Raw genomic sequence first — 25,633 nt, 5'->3', positions numbered from 1 at the left:
TAAAAAAATGAAAACAATCATAACAAGGCTATGGGCAACGACAGCCATAGTTTTGGAGATAAAAGAAAAAACAAGTTTTATAGTAAGTCGTCACCTAAGACTCTTTTCAACAATTGAAGCTATTGTTGTGGGAATGGCAAACTAGTTCAAAAAAGGTTTAAAGTACAAGGGAGTGACACAAGGATGTCGATCACAATTTTAATGTTGACAACCTGTAAACCTTATACCCCAAGACCTCACAGGATTGTCGACGGATCTGAACTTAATACACCAAATCCTCGTAAGCTCCCTGCAACTCGTTGTAGCTATGCTGATCGCCTGCTTCTTTAGTTGCAGCCATACCTTTTTCATACCATTCTATTGCCAGCTTGGTTTCAAAATTTCGCTCGAGAAGTTTAGCCAGATGATAGTATGAACCAACATATTTCGGATCGTTGTTTAGAATATTTTCAAACAACTTTCTTGCCTCCCAATCGTCGCCAATCTTCACGTATTCAAGCGCCAGTGCGTGCTGCAAAAAGTTGTCGTTCGGAGTAGATTTCAGGTATTCTTTTAATTTATTTATCCGATCCATAATTTTTATAAATAATTTGTTTTAAAAGCTTCATTGAAAATAAAGGTCACTTATATTTGTAGTAATTAGTTGCATAAACAACTTTAATTACTTAAACGTGTTTGCATGAAAATCCTGGTCTGTATTAGCAAGACGCCTGACACCACCGCAAAAATAGCTTTCAAAAATGGTAATACTCAGTTTGAAGAAAGCGGCGTTCAATGGATCCTCAATCCCTACGATGAGTGGTATGCTTTAGTAAGGGCAATCGAATTAAAAGAAAAAGACGCATCAACTACGCTGCACCTTGTTATGGCTGGCGGAGCCGATGCAGACCCTATTATTCGCAAAGCGCTGGCACTTGGAGGCGACGAAGCGATCCGGGTAAATGCGACTAAACTGCAGGACAGTTTTTATGTAGCGTCGCAAATTGCCGCAGTTGCAAAAACGGGAGGCTACGACCTTATTTTTACAGGTAAAGAAACGATCGATTACAATGGTTCTTCGATTGGTGCTATGGTAGCTGAGCTGCTCGATCTTCCTTACATTTCGCTGGCTACTAAATTTGAAATCAACGGCAACACGGCAACGGTTACACGCGAGATAGAAGGCGGCGAAGAAGTAAACGAGGTACCTGTTCCGCTTGTTGTAAGCTGCCAAAAAGGAATGGCTGAAGCGCGAATTCCAAATATGCGCGGGATCATGTCTGCCAGAACGAAGCCGTTGAAAGTGGTTGAACCGGTCGAAGCGGATGAATTAACGAGCATCAGTAGCTTCGAATTGCCGCCGCCAAAAGCGGGCGTTAAAATGATTAGCCCCGATAATATGGCTGAGCTCGTAAGGCTGCTACATGAAGAAGCTAAGGTCATATAGCCGTCGGAATAAGAAGTCTATGTGACCAGCACTTAGCCTAACTTAAACATTGTTGCGTCCCACACTTCAACCGGAAGTTCTTTTATAAACATTTTTTGAAAACATTTCTAAATAACTCTTCCCGTTTGGGAGATGGAGGCGTACATATGGTTTTAATATTTGCAGATCAAACCGATGGCCAGTTTAAGAAAACAGCTTTTGAAGCACTTTCATACGGAGCTAAACTGGCAGAGCAGTTGGGAACAACCGCAGAAGCTTTGGTACTTGGAACACCAACAAGCGACCTTGCCGCGTTGGGAAAATATGGCGTAAAAAAAGTGCACCAGGTTGCTACCGAAGCTTTGAATGTTTTTGATGCACAAGTGTATACTAAAGTAATTACCGAAGTTGTACAGTCAACGGGTGCAACAGTGTTGGTGTTAGCTCATAACAACACCGGACGTGCAATAGCGGGAAGATTATCTGCACGCCTAAAAGCAGCTATGGTTCCTGCAGCTGTAAGCTTACCCGACACAACAAATGGGTTTGTGGTTAAAAAAGTCGTGTTCAGCGGAAAAGCGTTCGCTAACGTGTCTTTAAATACAGACATCAAGATCATCTCACTAAATATGAATGCTTTTAAAGCAGTAGCCGGCGAAGGAACTGCAGAGGTGGTTTCAGTTAACGTGGCAGTAGATGCACCGAAAGTAAAAGTAACATCAACAGATAAAGTAACAGGTGAAATTCCATTAACCGAAGCTACCCGCGTAGTAAGCGGCGGACGTGGACTAAAGGGCCCTGAAAACTGGGGAATTGTTGAAGACCTCGCTCATGCCTTAGACGCCGCCCTCGCTTGTAGCCGTCCTGTTGCTGACGCAAACTGGCGTCCGCATCACGAGCACGTTGGACAAACAGGTATTGCGATTGCTCCAAACTTGTATGTAGCGGCGGGTATTTCAGGAGCCATTCAGCACCTCGCTGGTGTAAATAGAAGCAAAGTAATTGTGGTTATAAATAAGGACGCCGAAGCACCGTTTTTTAAAGCCGCAGATTATGGGGTTGTCGGCGATGTATTCGAAATCTTGCCTAAACTAACCGAAGAAGTAAAGAAATTGAAAGGAGCTTAAAGGTCCAATCTTTCTCAAGTCAAGTGAGTGCGTAATAGGGTGCGAAAGCAGGTTGTTTAGTTTAAACGCTTTCTTAATTGACATGCCTTTAACAGCCCGCGCAATCCTGCAGCTTGCAGTAATTGCTTTATTTTCGCAGATGCAAAAATTAGTCTTCGGTTTTATCCTATTTGTATATTTTCATTCATCTGCTCAAAACGTTCAAAGTAATTATTGGCAGCAATATCTTCGGTACAACATAAAAGCACAATTAAACGACAAAGAGAATTCTGTCACAGGCTCTGAAACGATTGTCTACAAAAACAATTCGCCTCAATCCCTTTCTTATATCTGGTTTCATATTTACCCCAATGCATACAAAAACCAGTCGACTGCGCTTTTTCAACAAATTAAAAGCGACGCTCAACGAAAGGAAAAACTAAAACAGCCAACTACAGGCTATATCAGCAATCTTGCATTTACGGTCAACGGTTCTAAAGCTATGATTGAGCCTCATCCAAATGCTCAGTATATCGACGTTATTAAAGTTGTATTACCAAAGCCTTTGCAACCTGGTGACTCTGCTACCATAGCTACTCCATTTAAAGTACAGCTTCCCTCCTATTTTTCGCGATCAGGTTTTGCAGACGGAGAATTTATGGTGTGTCAATGGTACCCTAAACCAGCTGTATTTGATAAAGACGGTTGGCACGAGATGCCCTATCTCGACATGGGCGAGTTTTACAGTGAATATGCCTCTTACAATGTAAACATTACTTTACCCTCACAGTATATCGTTAGCGCTACCGGTATTTTGCAAACCCCCTCCGAGGCAGCTTTATATAAAACGATCGGCGCTTTCAATACTGCAAATAAGGCGGGCAAAGAGCCAAAACTTTATGTGCCTACATCTGCTGCAGAAACTAAAACATTGAATTATTATGCTGATAGTGTTCCGGACTTTGCATGGTTTGCAGATAAGGGTTTTATTATTGAATATGATACTTTGAGTTTGCAGTCAGGGAAAGTGATAGACGCATATACCTTCCATCATAACAACAGCAACACCCAATGGGCAAACAGTATCGATTATGTAAAAGATGCGGTGAAGCATTATAGTGCCTGGATTGGTGAATACGCTTATCCAACAGTACAGGCTGTAGAAGGACCGAAAAACAATTCAAGTGGTGGTATGGAATACCCTACGGTAACACTTATTACCAGTCCCGATGCTAAGCCCCAAACTTTGGACGCCGTTATTGCACATGAGGTAGGACATAATTGGTTCATGAGCATGCTTGGTTCTAATGAGAGAATACACCCATGGATGGATGAAGGAATGAATAGCTATTACCAGTTCAGGTACGAAGCTGAGAAGTATAGATCTAATGCAATTTTTGGAGACAGGATACCAGCGGCCCTTAAAAAACTTGATGAAGGAACTTTCCAGGCGTCAGTGTACCGCGTGATGATGACGATACCAATTCAATCTCCTGTAGAAACTCCGTCTGCTAGCTACTCGAGTAGTGAAGACTACGGATTAACGGCCTACGTAAAAGCTGCTGAATGGATGCACCTGCTAGAGTCTTCGATTGGTCGTGAAAAAGTGGACTCAGCCTTCAGGCATTACTTCTCGCTTTGGAAGTTTAAACACCCTCAACCGGCAGATATGAAAGCTGCTTTTGAGCAGGCAACAGGAGCAAGTTTAGACAAATTTTTTACACTTTTGAATAAAGAAGGAAAGCTTATTGAATAGATTGAAACCTTAGTTTCTATCGAAGCATATTGCAGTTTCCAGCGGTAAAGAAATTTCATCTTTTCCTAAAGGGAATTTACATTTGAAGATGCCAACTACTCTCTGTAAGAATTGTGATCATCCTGTTGACGGCAACTTTTGTTCAAACTGTGGGCAACCGGCAAAAGTACATAGGATAGATGCACAATATTTTTTGCACGACATCCCCCATTCAATCCTCCATTTTGACAAAGGCTTTCCTTACACTTTTTCCCAATTAATTACGAGGCCTTCAAAAGCTCTCCAGGAATACCTTGACGGTAAACGCGCCAACTTCTTTCGCCCTCTGGCCTATGTAGTCTTAATGTCTGCAATAAGTTCTTTGTTAATTAATCAAATAAGGACACTAATTAAGCAGATCCATTTTAAAAGAACAGGTGAGGTTGTGGCAGAACATTCCTCGTTTTTCTCACATTATCAAAGTGTCTTTATTTTTTTGATGATCCCTATAGTTAGCCTTTGTACATGGCTGGTCTTTAAAAAGACTCGTTTTAATTTTTGGGAGAATGTTTTGGTTAATACATATCTCGCAGCCCAACTAAATGTTTTGCTCGTATTAATTCACCTGTTTTCCCTTCTAAAATTTCTAATTACTGATTCAACAGACTACTCGCTTATTTTATTCATGACTGGTTTTATGACCTATTATGCGCTGACCTTTAGTGGTCTTATGTACAAAGAAATTTCAGGAGTGAAGCTGGGTTTAAAACTCGCGCTGATGTGTTTTTTGCTTGCCTCTTTGTACGCGACGAGTATGTCATTTGCTGGTATTTTGAATTTGAAATTAGGGAAGTAGAAGTGCCTTTATAGTTCTTGTTTTAAAATCGAAAGGCAAATAAAAATAATCAAAGTAAAGTCTTGTTGGTAGGCAATTTAAATAATACCCACGCCGCTAACTTTAAAGGAAATAATGGCAAAAAAAGGAAATGTTATAAAGCCGGCAGGAATTTCTTTTCGCCTTATAAATACTAACTTTGTTCTTTCCTTTGAAGCTTTATTTAAGCAATATTTGGAAGAAAAAATGGTTCTATAAAATAGAACACGAACGTGAAAAAGTTTTTTGTTACCATATTAACCTTCATTTACTTAGTCACCACGACAGGCGCTACTCTCCATACGCATTATTGCATGGGAAAAGTTTTTTCTGTTGACTTTGTAAAAAAAGATGGCTGTACTAAATGTGGCATGCAGACAAGCGAAGACTGCTGCAAAGACGAGCTTAAGGTGATCAAGGTTAACGATAACCATCAGCAGGCTATTAATGAAATAAGCTCCGCTCCTGCTTTTGCCATCGTGGAGAAGCAGTATACAATAGCTGCTGACACTCTTTCTAGTACGACACTTGCATCGGCAATTTATAATAATTCTCCACCTAATTCTTCCGGCACTTCTCTTTGTGTACTTTACTGCGTTTTCAGAATATAGATTTGAAATGATCAAACGTTTAGCAAGTGGTTTCCCATTGCTATGTTCTATTCTCATTAATCATTTAAACACTAATCATGAAAACGTTCTTCTTTTTAATAGCTACTATAATTTCATTTTCAGCAACCGCACAAGTAACGAAGGTATCTATCCAGGCAAGCGGCCTGACCTGTAGTATGTGCAGTAATTCAATCAACAAGTCTTTAAAATCAATTGACTTTGTTGACAACGTAAAACCAAACATTAAAACTTCCACTTTTGAAATAACCTTTAAGCCAAGTGCTAAAGTAGATTTCGATCAATTGAAAAAAAAGGTAGAAGACGCAGGCTTTACAGTCGCAAACTTTGTTGCCGCCATTAACTTCAATAACATCCAGGCAAAAACAAGCCAGCCGGTAAAGGTGGGCGATAAAACGTTTTATATCCTTAACGCCAGGGACCAAAACTTAAACGGCAACACCGAAGTTAGAATAGTTAACAAAGGCTTCGTCTCCGGAAAAGAATCGAAGAAGATTACCTTAGCCACAACGTCTCCTGCAAGGGGCGTTTACAACGTAACTATCTAATTTTTCAAAGGGTTTTACCATACATAAAACCCTTTTAATTTTTTCTCAAATGAGGGCGAAACTATTAATAGCGATGCTGTTATTTTCTATGACGGTCATGACACAGGAGCTTTATGTTTTTACCGAGCCTGCAAGTAATATGGCAGCAAAAAGCATAGGCTTAAGAATGAATAATTTCATCATGAAGCAACAGGCCCGTTCCAGTACAAATTATAATCTGGTGCCTGAAATAATGGTAGGTGTTTCAAAGAAGATAATGGTACATGGAGACGCCTTTCTGAGTAATCGAAACGGTGGACTGGCAACGGAGGGCGGCAGCATTTATATGAAGTATAGATTTTTGAGTAATGACGATATTCAGAAGCATTTTCGGATGGCAGTTTTTGGTCGGTACAGCTTTAATAACAGCCATATCGACCAGGAAGAAATTAATTTATACGGCCGCAACACCGGGTTTGAAACAGGAATAGTCGCAACCCAATTACTACATAAGGTAGCCCTATCATCCGCCGTGTCGTTTTTAAAGGCAGCGGATAACGGTAGCCACAACAAATACCCCTATGGTAGTAACAACAGCAAAGCGGTCAACTATACCTTGTCTGCTGGTAAGTTATTGTTGCCGAAAGAGTATACCGATTACAAACAAACCAACGTGAACCTGATGCTTGAACTCCTTAATCAATACAATATAGGATCAGGGAAATATTATATGGACGTGACTCCATCTGTACAGCTGATATTTAATAGCGTAGCAAGAATAGACGTAGGATACCGGCAACAACTAAGCAGCACATATCTACGTACAGCGCCAAACGGATTATTCATTCGGTTAGAATACAACTTTTTCAATGTCTATTGATATTTAAGGAAAAGGTTTAAAAATCATTGAAACCTGTCGCCGAAATACTTAGTTAAGATGATTGTCTAAATGAGGTTCCAAAAGAAATTGTGTTAGCCAATGTTGTATCACTCATCGACATCGTTGTGTCACACTCTTGTACAGTCAATCTTAGTTCCCCAACAAACCAAGGCAGCGTTGTTTTGGTGCCCCAGCTTTTCTATTTTTCTTGCCGCTTCCCCTTGAGTATTTATAGGGTATTCACGCAGAGTATAACAACCTTGGGTACTTCCGCCAGTTGCATATGAAAAAATGTTATTGTATTTTTCTTATGTATACTTCTGCCACCCTAAAACGAACGGTATGTCCACACCTAATCTCAATTTGGCTACCCCGGATCAGGAAACTCCTGATATCGCAATAAATGCAGAGGGAACTCCACGAAAGCCGGAACGAATTCAACCTTTAGATGTACTTAGGGCGATAGCGCTATTAGGTGGTTTACTTGTTAGCATTTGGATCTTTGGTGGGTTAGGTAACAACCGTCAACTCCAAATACTAGAGCATCCCAACAGCGATAATTATCGTTTATTTTCCCTCGTTAAATTGTTAATTGAAGGCAAGATGATTGCCCTTATCTCCCTGGTTTTCGGAGCGGGAGTAGTGCTGTATTTATCTAGACCCAATCAACAAAATAAGCTATCAGTACCAGACCTTTTTATTAGAAGACAGATGTGGCTTTTAGGCTTTGGCTTGTTGAATGCCCTGTTGTTCTTGTGGTCGGGAGACATACTTTATCATTTAGCCATCGTTGGAATATTACTATTTCCCTTTGTTAGACTGTCTTCCAAAGGACTTCTTATTGCGGCCATGATCACCACGGTTATCTTTTGCGGCAAAAATTACTGGAAGTATTCGGATGATAAAAAGGCTTATAACAAGTACACCGCAGTTATAGCTTTTGAAAAGAAACTAAGCCGCGACTCATCTGCGAGGGCACGTGCAATCACTGCAATAAAGGGAGATAATAAAGCGATTGCACAGGTAAAAAAGGATAGTTTATCAAAAAAACAAAAGGCCGACAAACAGGCGTGGGAAGGATTGTTGAAGAACACGAAGTATGACCCCAAAAAAGATGAAGGCGAAAACAAGGAGATGCAAACCACTTCCTTTGCAGACCTCTGGAGCCACGTTTTACCCGCAACCCAAAACCGCGAATCGCAATGGATGTTTCAGACGGGCGTGTGGGAAGTAGCAAGTATGATGCTGTTTGGAATGGCTCTTCTCAAGTTTGGGTTTTTCGAAAATAAACTATCCCGGAAGCAGTACTTGCTCATCGCACTTGCAGGTTTCGCAGTGGGAATACTTTTAGGGTGGTTTCGACTGCATTACTACAGTGTCTCTATTGCAGATTATACCAAGTACGTCGTCAAAAATCTATTCCCCTATAACATCCTCTTTCCACTTGAAAAGTTACTAATGACCGTTGGCTACGCCGCTCTTGTAATGTTTCTTGCTGTTATAACAAGGTTATCCTCTTTTTTGAAAGCCGTCGCTTCCGTTGGCCGGCTTGCGCTCACTAACTATTTATTGCAAAGCATTATTTGCAGCGTATTTTTTACCGGCTACGGTATGGGCTACTACGGCAAGCTAGAGCAACACGAATTGTACTTTTTAGCAGGTGAAATCTGGATTGTACAGATTGTATTTAGCATCTTCTGGTTACAGAGATTTGAATTGGGTCCTGCGGAATGGCTCTGGCGTTGTATGACTTATGGCAAATGGCTACCTATAAGGAAGAACACTTCGACTAATACCGAAGTTATTATTCCTGCTCTTACTTAATATCATATAAACTCTTTTTATGATTACCACTACCGGCTATAGCGCAACAACTACTCTACCTCTCGACGCTTCCATTAGCCCGGATGAGACTGTCGCCTTACCAAAACTAAAGCCTCGACCGGTTGGAGCAAGTGAGCGGATACAAACGATAGACATGGTCAGGGGTTTTGCATTATTAGGTATTCTTTTAATGAATATTCCGGGGTTTGGTATTGACGGAAGTGCTTTTTATAATATCATAAATGGTCCTCACAACACTGCCGATTATTATACGCTGGCCATCGTTACTTCCTTTTTTGATGGTACCATGCGCGGCTTGTTCTCTATGTTGTTTGGAGCGGGAATGGTGCTTTTTACCCTGAGCAAAAAAGAAGTAGAAGGCGGTGCAAGTGTGGCGGAATATTATTACCGCCGCCTGTTATGGCTGGTATTATTTGGTGTATTAAATGCGTATGTGTTACTATGGGAAGGAGACATCCTGTTTTATTACGGCTTGTTCGGAATGTTATTATACCCTTTTAGAAAAACAGCGCCTAAATGGTTGTTTCTAATAGGACTCGCTTGTTTTGCAACAGGCCATTTTAAACAACAGATGGGTTACGCCGAATTCAGAGAAAAGAGACTTGAATATGTTAAAGCAATCGCCGCTGAAAAATCTCATCAAAAGCTAACAGAAAAGCAAAAATCGGCCAAAGCAGCATGGGAGGAAATTGAGAAGAACAGGAAGCCGGACATGGAGAGGACGGCTGAAAACGTATCAGAAAGGCGTGGTGGATACGCAACCGTTTTTACACATTTCGCAGATAGAAACGGTAGTTTGGAAACAATGATCACCTATCACTTTTGGCCTGATATGCTCGGTATGATGTTCATTGGGATGGCACTATTTAGATTAGGATTTTTCTCCAACAAACTTACTACCTCTTCTTACGGCCTGCTATTATTAGTGGGGTACGGAATTGGAATACCGATTGGCTGGATATTTTTTAGCAAAGGAGTCGCAGTTACAGATATAGGCCGGTATTTAGATGCTCACCGCGTTCCGCATGGCGCACTGTACGATTTACGGCGGCTTCTTTTATCACTAGGACATGCAAGTCTTTTAATGTTAATATACAGGAGCCAGATTCTTCCCCGGTTGATGAAAGTACTAGCCAATGTTGGTCAAATGGCTTTTACTAATTACCTCATGCAAAGCATTATCTGCACATTAATATTCCACGGCTACGGGCTGGGATACTATAACCAACTTAAGTTTCACCAGCTATATTATATTGTAGGCGCAGTGTGGATCTTTCAAATGATCTTCTCCTATATCTGGATGCGATATTACCGCTTTGGCCCATTTGAATGGTTGTGGCGTTCTCTCACTTACTGGAAAATGCAGCCCATGCGTTTGACAGCAAGAGCTGTTGCATAAACTGTTAGAAATCTTTTGAGTCATCTGTACTAAGGCTTAGTGACCTGCATTACCATGTTGACTCCACCATATTATATGGATTTCGAATTCTTGAAATTTTGCCTCAAAAAGATTGATTCTGTCCACTAACGGAGTTCAATAAAGATTGGCTGTATAAGGGTGTGACACAACGATGTTAGGAAGAGATTCTAAGGCAGACAATATAACATTCCTTCAAAAAAGAATAGCAAGTGGCGCTTTTGTAACTAGAAATTAAAATTAGCCTGGTTTTGAGGGTAATCAATTTTGGTACTTTCCCGCTTACCATTAACAAGAACATGGATGATGTTTATCTGCTCTTTTTTAAAATCGTATAGGATTGAATTTGTTACAGAAAGTTTTTTAATGGCAGGCACGTTCACAACTTCGAGGTAACAATAAACCGATTCTTTTTCTTTTTCAAATCCAACGAATTTAAAGTTCAAAGCTTTGGAGTTGATGTTGAATGAAATGTGCTTTGCCAGATAATCATTCATCAGATTGTTGTTTTGAGACTGCAACTTATCGTTGCCCAAATCGACCGCGGTTTTATAATTTTGTTTCAACACCTCTTCAATATCTTCGGCAAACATTTTACAGCTTACCTCAAAAGACTTCGACTTTTCATTGTAGTTCATTTCAGTAACACTTACATAGAATGGATGAAATTTGAAGGCATTTGTCGGATTACTAAAAAGCAGGCTACTAGTTAAAGAGATAAAAAGGAACTTATAAAAGATCGAGGGCATCGTAAAAATCTTTAATGGTTTACAAAACTCTGTTTTATTTTGAACCCTTTATCGTAAAAGATATTTTTTAACGAATGAGTAATTTTGGTTTTTATTTTACGATTGGGTGGGAACACGTTATCAGTCTCGACGCCCTGGATCATCAACTCTTTATTTTAGCACTAACTGTTGTGTACACTTTGCAGGAATGGAAGCGTGTACTGATTTTGGTCACTGCATTCACCATCGGTCACTCTATCACCCTCGCCTTGAGCACGCTAAATATTCTTACGATCCCGTCTGACATAGTTGAATTCTTGATACCTTGTACAATTTTTATTACGGCGGCTGCAAATATTATTAAACCAACAACTACCTTAAAAAGCTTACAAGTAAATTATATTTTTGCCATGTTTTTTGGGCTAATTCACGGGTTGGGTTTTGCAAACGCCCTAAAATTTATGCTTGCCAAAGACCAGAGTTTAGGATGGTCGCTACTGTCATTTAACCTGGGTTTAGAAGCAGGTCAGATTATAGTAGTAGTGGCCCTTCTCTTGCTTGCCTATGTTTTTATTTTTAATCTAAAAGTCAATCGCAAATATTGGATCCTTTCAATATCAGCGGCGATTTTACTTGTATCATTGAAAATGGCTGTAGATAGATTTCCGTCATAAAACACCTTAACAATAACAGATGAAAAGATTTTTTTTATTACTTTTTGCCGGGGGACTATTTCATTCGGCTCACGCACAAAACACCGAAAACAATCCCGGATCTAATCACGCTAATAAATTTGAGCAATTAGGTACCGTTCTTCCCACTCCAAATGAATATAGAACCGCAAGTGGTGCGCCTGGAAATCGTTACTGGCAACAGCGCTGTGACTATGATATAAAAGCGACGCTGAATGAAAAGAGCCTTCGACTTACCGGAAGCGAAACGCTCACCTATTACAACAACTCGCCTGATGTTTTATCTTATCTGTGGCTTCAGTTGGATGAAAATGAGCACAGCTCAATTAAAAACGCGGGCTATCAAAGCAGCAATCGTCTTTCATCGCAGGTAACTACCCAGGCCCTGGCTGCTTTAGAAGATCCTAATAAAGACAACGGATTTGGAATAAACATCACAAAAATTACAGACGTAGCCGGAAAGCCGCTGACCTACTTAGTCAACAAAACGATGATGCGGGTTGAATTACCAACACCATTAAAAGCTGGGCAAAAATTCGTTTTCTCCATCGATTGGAACTACAACATCAGTGATCGGATGGTACAGGGAGGACGTGGAGGTTACGAGTTTTTCCCCGATACCAAAGATTACTTATTTACGATGTCTCAGTGGTTTCCGCGCCTTTGCGTTTACAGTGATTTCCAAGGATGGCAAAACCACCAGTTTGCAGGACGTGGTGAGTTTGCATTAACCTTCGGCAATTATAAAGTTCAGATGACTGTTCCTGCTGACCACGTAGTAGGTGCTACGGGTGAGTGCCAGAATTACGCACAGGTGTTATCAGCCGCTCAACTTGCAAGGTGGCAAAAAGCGCAGACTGCCAAAGAACCCGTAGAAATTGTAACGCTGGCGGAAGCAAAAGAAAGAGAAATAAAAAAATCTAGCGCAACCAAGACGTGGTTATTTGCAGCCAAAGATGTACGTGACTTCGCGTGGACATCTTCCCGCAAGTTTGTGTGGGATGGAATGCCGACTACAGTAGAAGGAAAGAAAATTATGTGCATGAGCTTTTATGGTAAAGAGGCTTACGCTTTATGGCGCAGGTATTCAACAAAAGTGGTAGCTCATACGGTAAAGACTTATTCTCATTTTAGTATACCATACACATATCCTGTCGCACAAAGCGTGGAGGCTAGTAATGGTATGGAATACCCAATGATTTGTTTTAATAATGGCAGAACTGATAAAGACGGCAACTATTCTGAACAAACCAAAAACGGAATGATCGGTGTAATCATCCATGAGGTTGGTCATAATTTTTTTCCAATGATCGTCAACAGCGACGAGCGTCAGTGGACCTGGATGGATGAAGGGCTGAATACTTTTGTTCAATACCTGACTGAAGAAATGTTCGATAATAAGTTTCCAAGTCGCCGCGGGCCAGCCTGGGCTATTACAGATTATATGAAATTGCCGAAAGACCAGTTGGAGCCAATCATGACCAACTCAGAAAATATTATTGGCTTTGGACCAAACGCCTATGCAAAACCTGCCACAGGTTTAAACATTTTGCGTGAGACTATCATGGGACGAAAATTGTTTGATTATGCTTTCCAGCAATACGCCCGCCGTTGGGCGTTCAAACATCCTACGCCTGCTGATTTCTTCAGGACTATGGAAGATGCGAGCGGTGAAGACCTTGACTGGTTTTGGCGTGGATGGTTTTACAGTACCGATGTGACAGACATCTCGCTTGACAGTGTGAAGTACATGCGGCCTAACCTGAACGCAGTACCAAAAAGTGGAGATTCGACAGCAATGGTAGCGTTGGCAAAACCAATTCTAAATGAATTTGAAGACATCTCTAAAATCAGGAATCGCCAGGATACAAGCATTCATTACTATACGGACGTAGATACATCTTTGCGTGATTTTTATTGGAGTTATGGCCGTGGGATGAAAACATACGACTCAGCAAAATACGCAGTACCTGTTCCTGGTCGGTTTGAGCCGTTGGATGAAGCAGCAAAAGCAAAGTTTGGAAGCAAATATTTTTACCAGCTTACGTTCACGAACAAAGGTGGTTTGGTAATGCCAATAATAGTAGAATGGACTTATAAAGACGGCACTAAAGAAATTGAGCGCATACCTGCACAGATATGGAGGCTGAATGAAAAACAGGTGGGGAAGTCCTTTATGAAAGATAAAGAAGTGGCCTCTATTCTTCTTGATCCACTAAAGGAGACTGCAGATATCGATGAGACAAACAACAGGTGGGGTGCGACTGCTACACCTCCTACCCGTTTTGAACTGTTTAAACTAAAACAAGGCGCGGGACGTGGACAATCTTCAGGAATAACTCCTATGCAAAAAGCAAGGGAAAATAAGTCGTTGTAAATAATCTGAGATAGGATGATAATAGAAAAGCTCTTGTAATCTTCTTACAAGAGCTTTTTCGTTTATTAAGCCAGACTAAATTGTTGGAGTACCGCCGGTAACCTGGATTGTTGAACTTGTCATGTAGCTTGAGTCTTGCGAAGCTAGTAGAACATAAGCCGGAGCAAGTTCTGCCGGTTGACCTGCGCGTCCTAAAGGAACGTCCTGTCCGAAGCTTTTAACCTTTTCGGCAGGCATTGTAGAAGGTATTAAAGGAGTCCAAATTGGGCCGGGAGCAACGCAGTTTACGCGAATTCCCTTTTCTGCCCACAATTGACCCAAAGCTGCGGTAAAGTTTTGAATGGCTCCTTTTGTAGGTGCATAAGCAAGTAAACCGGGCGAAGGTTTGTATGCGTTTACCGAAGTAGTATTCACCACCGTACTTCCTGGTTTCAGATGTGGCTCCGCTGCTTTGCACAAATAATACATGGCAAAAATGTTTGTTCTAAATGTTCGGTCTATCTCCTCGCTTGTAATCTCTTGCAATGATTCATGTGACATTTGGTAAGCAGCATTATTTACTAAAATGTCTAATTGCCCAAATTCTTCCAAAGCCTTGTTTACGATGTTTTTGCAATGCTCCTCGCTTTGTATATCACCGGGTACCAGAACGGCTTTCCTGCCTGCTTCCTCGATGTGCCTTGCTGTCTCTTTTGCGTCTTCATGCTCATTCAAGTAAGATATCAGGACGTCTGCTCCTTCACGAGCAAAGGCAATGGCTACTGCACGGCCAATACCTGAGTCTCCACCTGTGATGATTGCTTTCCTTCCCGTCAATTTACCTGAGCCTTTGTAAGAATTTTCACCATGATCTGCCTGTGGCGTCATCTCGCTTTCTGTACCAGGTGGCTGTTGCTTTTGGTCAGGAAAAGGTGGCTTATCAAACTGATCAACCGGGTTTTGCATATTTGTATTTTCTGCTGCACTCATAACTAATATTTTTAATTTATTGTTACGGGTTTCACATATTGTGCCAGCGGAGTGCCCTTAATTATATCCTCGGCTAGACTCTTTTACCTGTGGAGCTATTGTTGCTGTTTTTGCAATTTTATACCCAAAAGATACAAACTATTAGAACCCAAAGACAGCGATGATTTTTAGTTTGAAGGAAAAATGAGCTTTTTTTTAATTGCAGAAATAGATAGGATAGCTATGAAAGCAAAAGCTGCTAGTTGTCGAAATGTACCAGTGTGCGACACAACCGAAGCTGAAAGTTGCTATTAGTTGAACCCATAAAATTCCTTCAGCAGCAAAACAAATTTGACGGTTGATACAAATAAAAGAGGCCGGCAAATGCCGACCTCTTTAGTGTATTCAAATAATTATCTATTACCAGAACCGGATGTACAATGCCGCGATCAACAGCAATATAACAACAATTATTGCAAGTGTTTGGGGTTTGAGTTTGAACATAGTAGTGTCTAACTCAAACGCTTTAGGATTAATTTTTGGACCAGTCAGGCTAATAGCAATCATTACTATCATTGTAAAAAAGAATGATAGACCCATGCAAATGTGGAAAGGAATTTCCCATCCGCCCTTACCGTTTGGATATGCAGTATATAAGAATGTATCGTGACCAGTAATTCCGGGAGCTAATTCGTTGAAAAAGACGGAGAGCAAAAAGCCTAGTATTACACCTACCACCGCTGCTGCTCCTGTTGTCCTTTTCCAAAACATACCTAAGAAAAACATGGCAAACACGCCCGGACTAAAGAAGCCAGTATACTTCTGGATAAACGTAAATCCACCAGTACCACCAATGCCTAATACGTCTCCCCATGTAAATATTACAGCTACGATCATTGCTATAAACACTGCCGCTCTTCCTATATAAACCAGCTTCCTTTCATCGGATTCTTTACCAAAATATTTCTTGTGTATGTCCAAAGTATAAATGGTAGAGATACTATTTACTTTACCGGCAAGCGAGGCAACGATAGCAGCCGTTAAAGCCGCAACAGACAAACCCTTTAAGCCTGTTGGAAGAAAAGTAAGTACCGCAGAATAAGCTCCATCTTTTCCGCCGACCAATTGAGGTAAGTGCCCGTCTTTATACAACACGAAAGCAGCAATACCAGGTAGCATTACAATTAGCGGCATCATTAGCTTTAAAAAACCCGCAAATAAAATTCCGTTTCTTGCTGTTTGCAAATCGGCTCCCAATGCTCTTTGCGTGATGTACTGGTTACAACCCCAGTAGTTCAGGTTGATGATCCAGATACCGGCAGCATAAGATGCAAGGCCAGGAAACGTCAGATATTTATTGATGTCGTTTTGATTGGAAGCAGCGTTAGGTTTTGGAATGATCATTTTAAAATGCTCAGGAGCATTGTTAAGGAGGGTTTTAAAACCAGCAATCGCGCCGCTTCCGGGACCATTATAAGTATCACCAACTACAGACAAAGCAATATAAGAAGTGACTAATCCTCCGACGATCAAAACCGCTACCTGGATAACGTCTGTATAGGCAACAACCTTCATACCTCCGAGGGAGATTAACAAGGCAAAAATGGCTAGCCCAAGCATGATCACATGGAGGTATTCACCTCCGGCAAGTCCGTTAATGGCTACAGCCCCGAGGTATAAGATAGATGTCAGGTTAACAAACACATAAAGGAACAGCCAAAAAATTGCCATGATCAAAGCCACGGATTCATTATACCTCGTTTTTAGGAATTGAGGCATCGTATAGATATGGTTCTTGAGGTAAACCGGGATAAACCATACAGCCACGATAATAAGTGCTACAGCTGCAAGCCATTCGTAGGCAGCTACCGCAATACCAAGGAAAAAGCCTTCGCCGCTCATTCCAATAAATTGTTCTGCAGAAATATTTGATGCAATCAGTGAAGCACCGATCGCCCACCACGTTAATGTGCCTTCAGCAAGAAAGTAAGCTTTGGCATCATGTTCATCTTTTTTACGTTTTCTGTAAATGCTGTAGCCATAAGCCGAAACGATTATAAAGTAAATAACAAATACGGCAATGTCCAGGTTAGTTAAGCCATTTTTCATAAGCAGACTGCGGGGTTAAAACTTATTTATTTTTTAAAAAACGTTAAATTACTACGTTGTCAATTATTTCTAAGATTTATTTATCTGGTAATAAACTTCACTCCAGCGGAGCTCATTCTTGAGTTGAAGGAGGTTAGTATCTTTTCCAATCAGCACATATTCGATGCCCGCAAAAGAAGCAAAGTCTTCCATATGCTCAGCTGTAAGATTTTGGCTGTAACCGGTATGATGAGCACCGCCCGCATAAATCCAGGCAGCACATCCCGTCTTCATATCCGGAAGTGGTTTCCAAAGTACACGAGCTACAGGAAGCTTAGGTAAATCATGCGGCGCTTTCACAGCTTCCACTTCGTTGACGATCAATCTAAAACGATTTCCCATATCAACAATGGAGGCGTTTAATGCCGGACCAGCACCTGAGTTGAATACCATCCGAACAGGGTCTGCTTTTCCACCAATTCCTAAAGGATGTACTTCAATAGATATTTCACCTTCCGCCAACGACTCGTCCACTTCAAGCATATGAGAACCTAACACCATCGGGTTAGCCGGATCGAAATGATAAGTGTAATCTTCCATAAAAGAATTTGCTCCCGGAAGCCCCGCTCCCATCACTTTCATTGCCCGAACCAAAGCTGCAGTCTTCCAATCGCCTTCGCCGGCAAATCCATAACCTTGCGCCATTAAGCGTTGTGCAGCTATTCCGGGTAGTTGAACCATTCCGTGTAGATCTTCAAAAGTGTCCGAAAAACCTTTAAAGTCACCCTGCTGCAAAAACGTTCGTAGGCCGATTTCTATCTTTGCCGCTTCTATCAAAGACTGATGGCCTTCGGCTCCTTTTCTTAAGTTAGCCGCAAGTTTGTACCGGTCGTTATATTCTTCAATAAGGGTCTGTACATCTGCGTCGCTTACTTCATCAATCACTTTTACCAAGTCTCCAATCCCATGTGTATTTACTGAAAACCCGAACTTCATTTCTGCTTCAACTTTATCCCCTTCGGTCACCGCTACATACCGCATGTTGTCTCCGAAGCGAACAAACTTTGCACCCTGCCAATCGTTCCAACCAGCAGCTGCTCTTGCCCATGCACCTATTTGTTCACGGGCCTGCTCATCTTCCCAATGACCAACAACCACTTTACGATTGATGCGCATACGCGTCATGATAAAGCCAAACTCACGATCTCCATGAGCACTTTGGTTCAGGTTCATAAAGTCCATATCAATCTCGCCCCAGGGAATATCTCTATTGAACTGGGTATGCAGATGTAGTAAAGGCTTCTTCAAAATCTTCAAACCTCCGATCCACATTTTAGCAGGAGAGAAAGTATGCATCCAGGCCACGATGCCGATACAATTTGTAGCCACGTCAGCTTCCTGGCAGATACCGTAGATTTCTTCTGTTGTTTTTACAGTCGGTTTAAAAACAACCGTGACAGGAATTTGAGTAGCACTATTTAGAGAGGTAGCGATGGTTTGAGAATGTTCAGCAACCTGCCTAAGTGTTTCTTCTCCGTAAAGATGTTGGCTGCCAGTTACGAACCAAATTTCCAGTTGTTTTAAATCTATCATTAATACTTAGTTGTCGTTAGTAAATTCTTTTTGTTTCACTGCTTTAGTTTTTCATAGTGTCATTGTTGCGTCGCACACTTGTACTGTCGTCTGTCAATGCGAGGAACAAAGCAATCCGACATCTGAGCCAGAACTACTTCCATTTTTAAAGCAGATTGCTTCGTCGTTCCTCCTTGCAATAACGAATACTTTTATTGTCCATAATAAGAATCAGGGCCGTGCTTTCTCTCAAAATGTTTCTTAATAAGTGCATCTTTCATTTTTGGATTGTGAGGTCTTATCTGTTCGCTCAGATAGGCCATGTGAGCAATATTCTCGAGAACTGCGCTGTTGTAAACTGCCTTAGCTGGAGTTTTACCCCAGGTAAAGGGCGCATGGTTTCCCACCAAAATCATTTCGACCTCTTCGTAGCTAAAACCTTTTTCGGCGAGACAATTCATTATTTGAAAACCGGTTTCATACTCATAATTGCCTTGTATCATTTCGTCGCTCATGGGTGGAGCGCAGGGAATATCTACGGTGGTATGATCAGCATGTGTAGTTCCGTAATTGGGTATGCTTCGCAGTGTTTGTGCCCAGGCTGTAGCATACGTTGAGTGTGTATGAACAATGCCTCCAACTTTTTCCCAATGCTTGTACAAAACAGCATGGGTCAGTGTATCAGAAGATGGACGGAGTTTGCCTTCTACTGTTACTCCTTCAAAGTCTACGATCACCATTTTTTTGGGAGACAATTCTTCGTAAGGAACACCACTTGGCTTAATAGCGAACACCCCTAGCTCACGATCAGCAGCACTAACATTTCCGAATGTAAAAAGTACTAACCCCAACTTTGGAAGCTGCATGTTTGCCTCGTATGCTTCTTCCCGTATTTGCTTGTATTTGCTCATGCTATTGTATTGACAAACCTGTCTTTGTAGTTATCCTTCCATGAAAGCTAGATAAGTTACAACCGGCCTTCCATTTTCAATTGCCTTTCCAACTTAACAGTAATTTTTTCATCGCCTTTTCTAGCTTCTGAAATGATTGTATCAATTAAATCTTCTAACTGCTCAAGAGTATCTTTTCGTCATTGTCCGTAATTACTAGTTATGCTGTAGCGACTATATCTTGATATTCTGCTTTGCTTTCACGCATATTCGGTTGCTGTTCCAGGAATCCGCCAAGCTGCTTATACTTCTCGTAACGCTTCTTATAAATGGCAACGTTAGCCTGATCAGGATGATATTCCGCGTCGAAACCCTGCCCCATAGCATCCATAGCGTCTTCTACTTTGGCGAAAAGACCTGCTGCAGTTGCTGCAAACATGGCGGCGCCAAGAGCACACGTTTGTTCTGACTTATGTATTCTAATTGGCATGTTCATTACATCTGCCATCATTTGCATGATAAAAGGTGACTTCTTCGCTACACCTCCCATCCCGATCAAACCTTTTACAGGAACGCCTTGATCATTAAAGCGATCTACAATGGCTTTAGCGCCAAAACACGTTGCTTCAACAATTGCACGAAAAATTTTTGCAGCATCGCTTCCCAACGCCAGTCCTGAAATGGCACCTTTTAGTGCCTGGTTAGCATCAGGTGTACGTCTTCCATTGAACCAATCGATGGCCAACTCATCATCTTCAAGAAGAGGTAAATTTGCTGCCTGCCTGCTCAGTTCAGGAATAATCTTTTCCGCAGTTTCATCTACCAATTGCTTTACCACGTCTGCGCTTACTATGGAGGATTTTGAGAGAATATTCTGTAAAGGCCACATGAGCACATTTTTAAACCAGGCATAAGCATCACCAAAAGCTGATTGTCCTGCCTCCATTCCCATCATGTCTGGAATAATAGATCCCGGTACCTGGCCACAAATGCCTTTAATTAATTTGCCCTCTACTTCGTTGGTTGGTGCAACTAACATATCGCAGGTGGATGTTCCCATGACCTTGCTTAAATGGTAGGGTTCAATTTGTCCGCCTACCGCTCCCATGTGTGCATCAAAAGCGCCTACGCCTATAACTACATCAGCAGGTAAACCTAAACGTTCAGCCCATTCTTTGCTTATCGTTCCGGCAGCTTTGTCGGAGGTGTAAGTATCTTTGAAAAGCTTTGCAGTAAAACCATCTAATAAAGGATCTAAGGCGGAGAACCATTCATTCGGCGGAAGTCCATTCCACTCTTTTGCCCACAATATTTTGTGGCCCGCCGAGCAAACTCCCCTCTTCATCTGATGGATATCGTTTCCGCCCGTTAATAAAAAAGGAATCCAATCGCAGTGTTCTACGAAAGAATATATGTTGTTTCTCACAGCTTCGTCCTCCCGAAGAATGTGCAAGAGTTTTGCCCAGAACCATTCTGAAGAATAAATGCCTCCTACAAATTGCAGGTAATTTGTTTCAAACCTTGTCGCATGGGCGTTGATCTCGGCTGCCTCGTTTACAGAAGTATGATCTTTCCATAGTACGAACATGGCGTTTGGATTTTCTTCGAAACCTGGAATTAAGGCAAGTGGTGTTCCGGTTTTATCAACAGCCACAGGCGTTGAACCAGTCGTATCGACGGAAATTGCTTTCACTTTTGCAGCTACCTCTGCTCCTGCCTGAACAATGCATCGCTTGACTGTTTCTTCCAACCCTTCGACATAGTCCAAAGGATGCTGACGAAACCTGTTGAGGGAAGCATTGCAATAGAGTTGTTGTTTCCAACGCGGATAGTAATAAACAGAAGCAGCGACTTCATTGCCGTTAGCTGCATCAACGATAATGGTTCTTACTGAGTCTGAACCATAGTCAACACCAATTACATATTGTTCTGAAGCAATCATAAGAATAAATTTAAGCTGAGCGGCAACATTGGTGGTATTGAGTTTAAAGTTGTGAAGTCAGCAACTCCCCGCCCTTATTTTCTCGCTATCACTTTACGAACAGACTCCACAATGCTTTTTGCATTCAAGCCGTACTTTTCCATCAACTGAGCAGGAGTACCGCTTTCGCCAAAAGAATTGTTTACGCCAATCATTTCAACCGGTGTCGGCATATTTCTGCTTAGTAATTGGCAAACTGCATCTCCCAGTCCGCCGTTGAGTTGATGTTCTTCGGCAGTTACAACGCATCTTGTTTTAGACGCTGACTTAAGGATAGCTTCGTTGTCTAGTGGCTTTATCGTATGTATGTTTATGATCTCCGCATCGATCCCTTCCTGCTCAAGAATTTCTCCTGCGAGAATGGCTTCCCAAACAAGATGACCTGTAGCAAAGATGCTCACATCCTTTCCTTCATTTACTGTCCATGCTTTTCCAATTTCAAACTTCTGATCATCAGCAGTAAAAATGGGCATAACTGGTCGGCCAAAACGAAGATAGACGGGACCGTTATAATCAGCGATAGCGATGGTTGCTGCTTTGGTCTGGTTATAATCGCAGGGATTGATAACAGTCATCTCGGGCATTGCACGCATCATAGCTAGGTCTTCAAGAATTTGGTGAGTTGCCCCATCTTCGCCTAAAGTAAGACCTGCATGAGACACGCAAATTTTCACATTAGTACCTGAATAAGCAACGCTCTGCCTAATCTGGTCATAAACACGACCGGAACCGAAATTTGCAAACGTAGTTGCGTAAGGAATGTATCCACTGAGGGCAAGACCGGCAGAAACACCAATCATATTAGCTTCGGCAATACCAACTTGTATAAAACGCTCAGGATTTTCTTTAATAAACGTATCCAATTTTAAAGATGCGACCAGGTCAGCACACAGCGCAATCACTTTAGGATTTGATCTTCCTAGTTCTGCAATGCCTGCCCCAAAACCTGAACGGGTATCTTTCTTATCTGTAAATGTGTATTTTTTCATTTGTTGAAGTGTAACGGTTTTAATGAAATGAGCAGGAAAAAGTCAAAAGTAAAAAGTAAAAAAAGTGGCGGAATTTTTCCTTTTTCCTTATTAATTTTTACTTCCTTAATAGTCTCCCAACGTCACGGGCAGTTGATTTAATGCAACAAGAAGTTGATCATCATTAGGTGCGGCGCCATGCCATTTGTGAGTTCCCATCATATAATCTACCCCATAACCCATTCCTGTTCTCATCAGAATAACAACGGGCTTACCCTTTCCCGTTTTTGCTTTCGCTTGTTTTAAAGACTCAACCACGTGCTCCATGTTGTTACCATTATCCAGGTCAACGGTATCCCAACCAAAGGCCTCGTATTTAGCTTTCAAATCCAGGTTGTTCATTACCACTTCTGTAGGTCCGTCAATTTGTTGTCCGTTCCAGTCAATAATGGCGATCAGATTATCTAGTTTATGATGGGGCGCAAATTGCACTGCTTCCCAAACCTGTCCTTCCTGTTGCTCGCCGTCGCCCATCATCACATATACAAAGCGGTCGTCTTTTCTTAATCTTTTCGCATAAGCTGCTCCACATGCTACAGACAAACCTTGTCCTAAAGAACCGGAGGCTACACGAATACCGGGAAGATGTTCATGCGTAGCAGGATGGCCCTGCAGACGAGAGTTAATCTTTCTAAAAGTACTCATCTCGCTAACAGGAAAATATCCCCTCCTCGCAAGTACCGAATAAAACAAGGGAGAAATATGACCGTTTGAAAGGAAGAAAAGATCTTCGCCAATTCCTTCTCTTACAAACTGAAGAAATCCTTCGGCATTTTTATTTTCGTTAATCTTCATCTCCCTGAAATAAAGAGCAACGACCATATCAGTACATCCTAATGATCCACCGGGATGACCGGATTGAGATGAATGCACTTGGCGTACGATATCTCTTCTTACCTGCGCGCCTACGTTTTTTAAATCTTGTATTTCCATAAGTTTAATTACATTTTTTTAGCGTCTTCTAAAAATTTAGCAAGTCCAATATCAGTAAGCGGGTGCTTTAATAAACCAAGAATGGGTTCAAGCGGGCAGGTACAAACATGCGCTCCGGCTTGGGCAGCTTGTATAATATGATTTGGAGACCTGATGGAAGCCGCTAAGATTTCAGTTTTATATTGTTGAATTGCGAAGATTTGGGCTATCTGTTCTATCAGTTGCATACCATCCCAGCCACTGTCATCTATCCGACCGAGAAATGGAGAAATGTAGGTGGCTCCTGCTTTGGCAGCAAGGATAGCCTGGCCGGCAGAGAATATTAATGTGCAGTTGGTTCTTATTCCATTATCGGTAAACCACTTAATTGCTTTTACTCCTTCTTTGATCATTGGCACTTTCACCACAATGTTTGGATGCAGCGCCGCTAACTTTTTACCTTCTTCAACGATCGTTGCAAATTCAGTTGTCAGCACTTCGGCACTGATGTCTCCATCAACCATTTCACAAATGGTTTTGTAATGCTGGTTAATTGCTTCCTGGCCGCGTATTCCTTCTTTGGCCATTAAGGATGGATTCGTGGTAACCCCATCAAGTATTCCAAGCTCGTTGGCCTCTTTGATTTGGGCAAGATTAGCAGTGTCGATAAAAAATTTCATAGCGTGATTTGTTTCTTTATTAATGAAAGCAGTTAATCGTTTTTAAAAGGTTACAATAATACAAATAAGTTTAGATGCTCTACAAATCCTTCATCGTCGCCGAAGTTCCTTCAAGCTTTGAATAAAAAAACACTCATTTTTGTCTAAAGCCAATAAGTCCATGAAAAAGTCCTAGTCCGCTTGCACTTCCGGCCAGCCGTCGCTCCACTTTAGATTCCGGATCATTAGCTTTGAACGGCCTTTGTCTTGTGCATCATAACCATGGTATATAATGTAATCTTTCTCATCAAATGTATATGCTGAGTTGTGGCCAGCGCCGTACCATAGTTTGTTATCACCTTCAAGTACTAAAGAGCCGCCGCCCATAAACATACTTTTGCCGGTTTTATCGAGGAAAGGACCCGTCGCATTTTCACTACGACCTACTACCACTTTATAATCGCTTTTCTCAGCACGACAACAGTAATCCCACGAAACAAAAAGGTAGTAATATTTATCTTTTTTAAAAATGAAGGGAGCTTCAATTGCTGCGTTGCCCGGCGAGGAGTCTCTAGCTGAAAAATCTCTTGGTCTTCTCGCAATTGTGTACCATTCTTCGGGTTGTGCTAAAGCAGTCATTTCAGCGTTCAGCTTAACCATTTTCATTCCTTCCCAGAAGGAACCGAAAGCTAACCAGGGTGTATTGTTTTCATCTACCAAGAGATTTGGGTCAATTGCGTTCCACATATCTCTCCCCGGAACTGACTGTATAACTTTTCCAAGGTCTTTCCATTCAAAATTTGCAGAAGTGCTATCAAGCGTAGCGTTGACAGCTACACCGATACAGGAAGTGTTTTTTCCAAAAGCAGAAACGGCATAATACAAATAGTACTTACCGTTGCGGTAGCTGATATCAGGCGCCCACACATGTCCTTTAAAACCAGGAACAGCTCTGACAGCCCATTCAGGAGGTTTAGAAAAAACGGAATTTCTTCGCTTCCAGCTCTTCATATCTGTTGATGAATACACCGAAATTCCCAAACCGGTGCAAAACATATAATAGGTATTGTCTTGCTTAATCATGACAGGATCATGAGCAGGAATTTTAATATCAACTTGTTGAGCACTTAAACCAGACGAACAAAAAAGTAGTACCAGAAGACCTGCAAAGCATTTCATGAATTGAAAGTTTTTATTTACCTGTCTTATTGTTTCAGTCATTAAATAAGTGGTTCTGCCAAGATATAAGTTGCTAACACAAAGAGGCTGCAATACCGGAGAAAAATCTTCATGCGAAGAAGTAAATAAGAGCAAGACAGAAAGCCTTAAGCTCCTATCTT

At 41.5% G+C, this 25,633-nt stretch carries 23 protein-coding genes; 12 read left to right on the top strand and 11 right to left on the bottom strand.

What is annotated here, in order from left to right:
• Positions 1–7 precede the first annotated feature (7 nt).
• Positions 8–145, top strand: coding sequence for a hypothetical protein (locus tag SAE01_RS24365; protein WP_170234062.1), 138 nt, complete (start codon positions 8–10; stop codon positions 143–145).
• 117 nt (positions 146–262) lie between these two features.
• Here SAE01_RS24365 and SAE01_RS02825 read toward each other — a convergent pair whose 3' ends face one another.
• Positions 263–574, bottom strand: coding sequence for a tetratricopeptide repeat protein (locus SAE01_RS02825; RefSeq protein ID WP_147202023.1), 312 nt, complete (start codon positions 572–574; stop codon positions 263–265).
• Between the two features lie 105 nt (positions 575–679).
• Between SAE01_RS02825 and SAE01_RS02820 the strand changes: the two genes are divergently transcribed.
• The 9 genes from SAE01_RS02820 to SAE01_RS02780 all read left to right on the top strand — a co-directional run bounded on the left by SAE01_RS02820 (position 680) and on the right by SAE01_RS02780 (position 10,400).
• Complete coding sequence (locus SAE01_RS02820; RefSeq protein ID WP_147202021.1) at positions 680–1,426, top strand: electron transfer flavoprotein subunit beta/FixA family protein; 747 nt, start codon at positions 680–682, stop codon at positions 1,424–1,426.
• A gap of 95 nt (positions 1,427–1,521) precedes the next feature.
• The gene (locus SAE01_RS02815) at positions 1,522–2,532 is read left to right on the top strand and encodes an electron transfer flavoprotein subunit alpha/FixB family protein (protein WP_246113144.1); all 1,011 of its coding nucleotides are present in this window, start codon (positions 1,522–1,524) and stop codon (positions 2,530–2,532) included.
• Between the two features lie 82 nt (positions 2,533–2,614).
• The gene (locus SAE01_RS02810; RefSeq protein WP_246113143.1) at positions 2,615–4,267 is read left to right on the top strand and encodes a M1 family metallopeptidase; all 1,653 of its coding nucleotides are present in this window, start codon (positions 2,615–2,617) and stop codon (positions 4,265–4,267) included.
• An 88-nt stretch (positions 4,268–4,355) separates the two neighbouring features.
• Complete coding sequence (locus SAE01_RS02805; RefSeq protein WP_147202019.1) at positions 4,356–5,102, top strand: DUF3667 domain-containing protein; 747 nt, start codon at positions 4,356–4,358, stop codon at positions 5,100–5,102.
• 251 nt (positions 5,103–5,353) lie between these two features.
• Complete coding sequence (locus tag SAE01_RS02800; protein WP_147202018.1) at positions 5,354–5,731, top strand: HYC_CC_PP family protein; 378 nt, start codon at positions 5,354–5,356, stop codon at positions 5,729–5,731.
• 77 nt (positions 5,732–5,808) lie between these two features.
• Positions 5,809–6,297 carry a heavy-metal-associated domain-containing protein gene (locus SAE01_RS02795; RefSeq protein WP_147202016.1) on the top strand — a complete coding sequence of 163 codons (489 nt, stop codon included), beginning with the start codon at positions 5,809–5,811 and terminating at the stop codon, positions 6,295–6,297.
• Between the two features lie 49 nt (positions 6,298–6,346).
• The gene (locus SAE01_RS02790; RefSeq protein WP_147202014.1) at positions 6,347–7,156 is read left to right on the top strand and encodes a hypothetical protein; all 810 of its coding nucleotides are present in this window, start codon (positions 6,347–6,349) and stop codon (positions 7,154–7,156) included.
• Positions 7,157–7,498: 342 nt separating this feature from the next.
• Complete coding sequence (locus tag SAE01_RS02785) at positions 7,499–8,980, top strand: DUF418 domain-containing protein (protein ID WP_170234061.1); 1,482 nt, start codon at positions 7,499–7,501, stop codon at positions 8,978–8,980.
• A gap of 19 nt (positions 8,981–8,999) precedes the next feature.
• The gene (locus SAE01_RS02780; protein ID WP_147202011.1) at positions 9,000–10,400 is read left to right on the top strand and encodes a DUF418 domain-containing protein; all 1,401 of its coding nucleotides are present in this window, start codon (positions 9,000–9,002) and stop codon (positions 10,398–10,400) included.
• Between the two features lie 245 nt (positions 10,401–10,645).
• On the opposite strand, the gene SAE01_RS02775 is transcribed toward SAE01_RS02780, so the two are convergent.
• A complete protein-coding gene (locus SAE01_RS02775) occupies positions 10,646–11,167 on the bottom strand; it encodes a DUF6702 family protein (RefSeq protein ID WP_147202009.1) in 522 nt (173 codons plus the stop codon).
• 74 nt (positions 11,168–11,241) lie between these two features.
• Here SAE01_RS02775 and SAE01_RS02770 point away from each other — a divergent pair, with 74 nt between their 5' ends.
• Positions 11,242–11,820, top strand: a complete 579-nt coding sequence (locus tag SAE01_RS02770; protein ID WP_147202007.1) for a HupE/UreJ family protein — start codon at positions 11,242–11,244, stop codon at positions 11,818–11,820.
• A 19-nt stretch (positions 11,821–11,839) separates the two neighbouring features.
• Entirely contained in the window at positions 11,840–14,215 is a 2,376-nt protein-coding gene (locus SAE01_RS02765; RefSeq protein ID WP_147202005.1) for a M1 family metallopeptidase, read from the top strand.
• 75 nt (positions 14,216–14,290) lie between these two features.
• Here the strand turns inward: SAE01_RS02765 and SAE01_RS02760 are convergent, their stop codons facing one another.
• The 9 genes from SAE01_RS02760 to SAE01_RS02720 form a co-directional block, all read right to left on the bottom strand.
• Positions 14,291–15,184 (bottom strand): SDR family oxidoreductase, encoded by an 894-nt coding sequence (locus tag SAE01_RS02760; protein WP_147202003.1) that lies wholly within the window; start codon positions 15,182–15,184, stop codon positions 14,291–14,293.
• A 399-nt stretch (positions 15,185–15,583) separates the two neighbouring features.
• A complete protein-coding gene (locus SAE01_RS02755) occupies positions 15,584–17,272 on the bottom strand; it encodes a sodium/sugar symporter (protein WP_147202001.1) in 1,689 nt (562 codons plus the stop codon).
• Between the two features lie 69 nt (positions 17,273–17,341).
• Positions 17,342–18,844: an L-arabinose isomerase gene (araA, locus tag SAE01_RS02750; RefSeq protein ID WP_147201999.1), complete on the bottom strand. Its 1,503-nt coding sequence runs from the start codon at positions 18,842–18,844 to the stop codon at positions 17,342–17,344.
• 191 nt (positions 18,845–19,035) lie between these two features.
• Positions 19,036–19,734: an L-ribulose-5-phosphate 4-epimerase gene (locus SAE01_RS02745; RefSeq protein WP_147201997.1), complete on the bottom strand. Its 699-nt coding sequence runs from the start codon at positions 19,732–19,734 to the stop codon at positions 19,036–19,038.
• Positions 19,735–19,933: 199 nt separating this feature from the next.
• Entirely contained in the window at positions 19,934–21,655 is a 1,722-nt protein-coding gene (locus tag SAE01_RS02740; RefSeq protein ID WP_147201995.1) for a ribulokinase, read from the bottom strand.
• A 74-nt stretch (positions 21,656–21,729) separates the two neighbouring features.
• Complete coding sequence (locus SAE01_RS02735; protein WP_147201993.1) at positions 21,730–22,683, bottom strand: transketolase family protein; 954 nt, start codon at positions 22,681–22,683, stop codon at positions 21,730–21,732.
• Between the two features lie 105 nt (positions 22,684–22,788).
• Positions 22,789–23,655, bottom strand: a complete 867-nt coding sequence (locus SAE01_RS02730) for a transketolase (RefSeq protein WP_147201991.1) — start codon at positions 23,653–23,655, stop codon at positions 22,789–22,791.
• Positions 23,656–23,663: 8 nt separating this feature from the next.
• On the bottom strand, positions 23,664–24,314 hold the full coding sequence (gene fsa, locus SAE01_RS02725) for a fructose-6-phosphate aldolase (RefSeq protein WP_147201989.1): 651 nt from the start codon (positions 24,312–24,314) through the stop codon (positions 23,664–23,666).
• Between the two features lie 171 nt (positions 24,315–24,485).
• Positions 24,486–25,514 (bottom strand): arabinan endo-1,5-alpha-L-arabinosidase, encoded by a 1,029-nt coding sequence (locus SAE01_RS02720; protein ID WP_246113142.1) that lies wholly within the window; start codon positions 25,512–25,514, stop codon positions 24,486–24,488.
• Between the last annotated feature and the right edge of the window lie 119 nt (positions 25,515–25,633).

Source organism: Segetibacter aerophilus (assembly GCF_007991655.1).
In the GTDB taxonomy this organism is placed as follows: Bacteria; Bacteroidota; Bacteroidia; order Chitinophagales; family Chitinophagaceae; genus Segetibacter; species Segetibacter aerophilus.
This window is presented reverse-complemented; position numbering and strand designations above follow the sequence as displayed.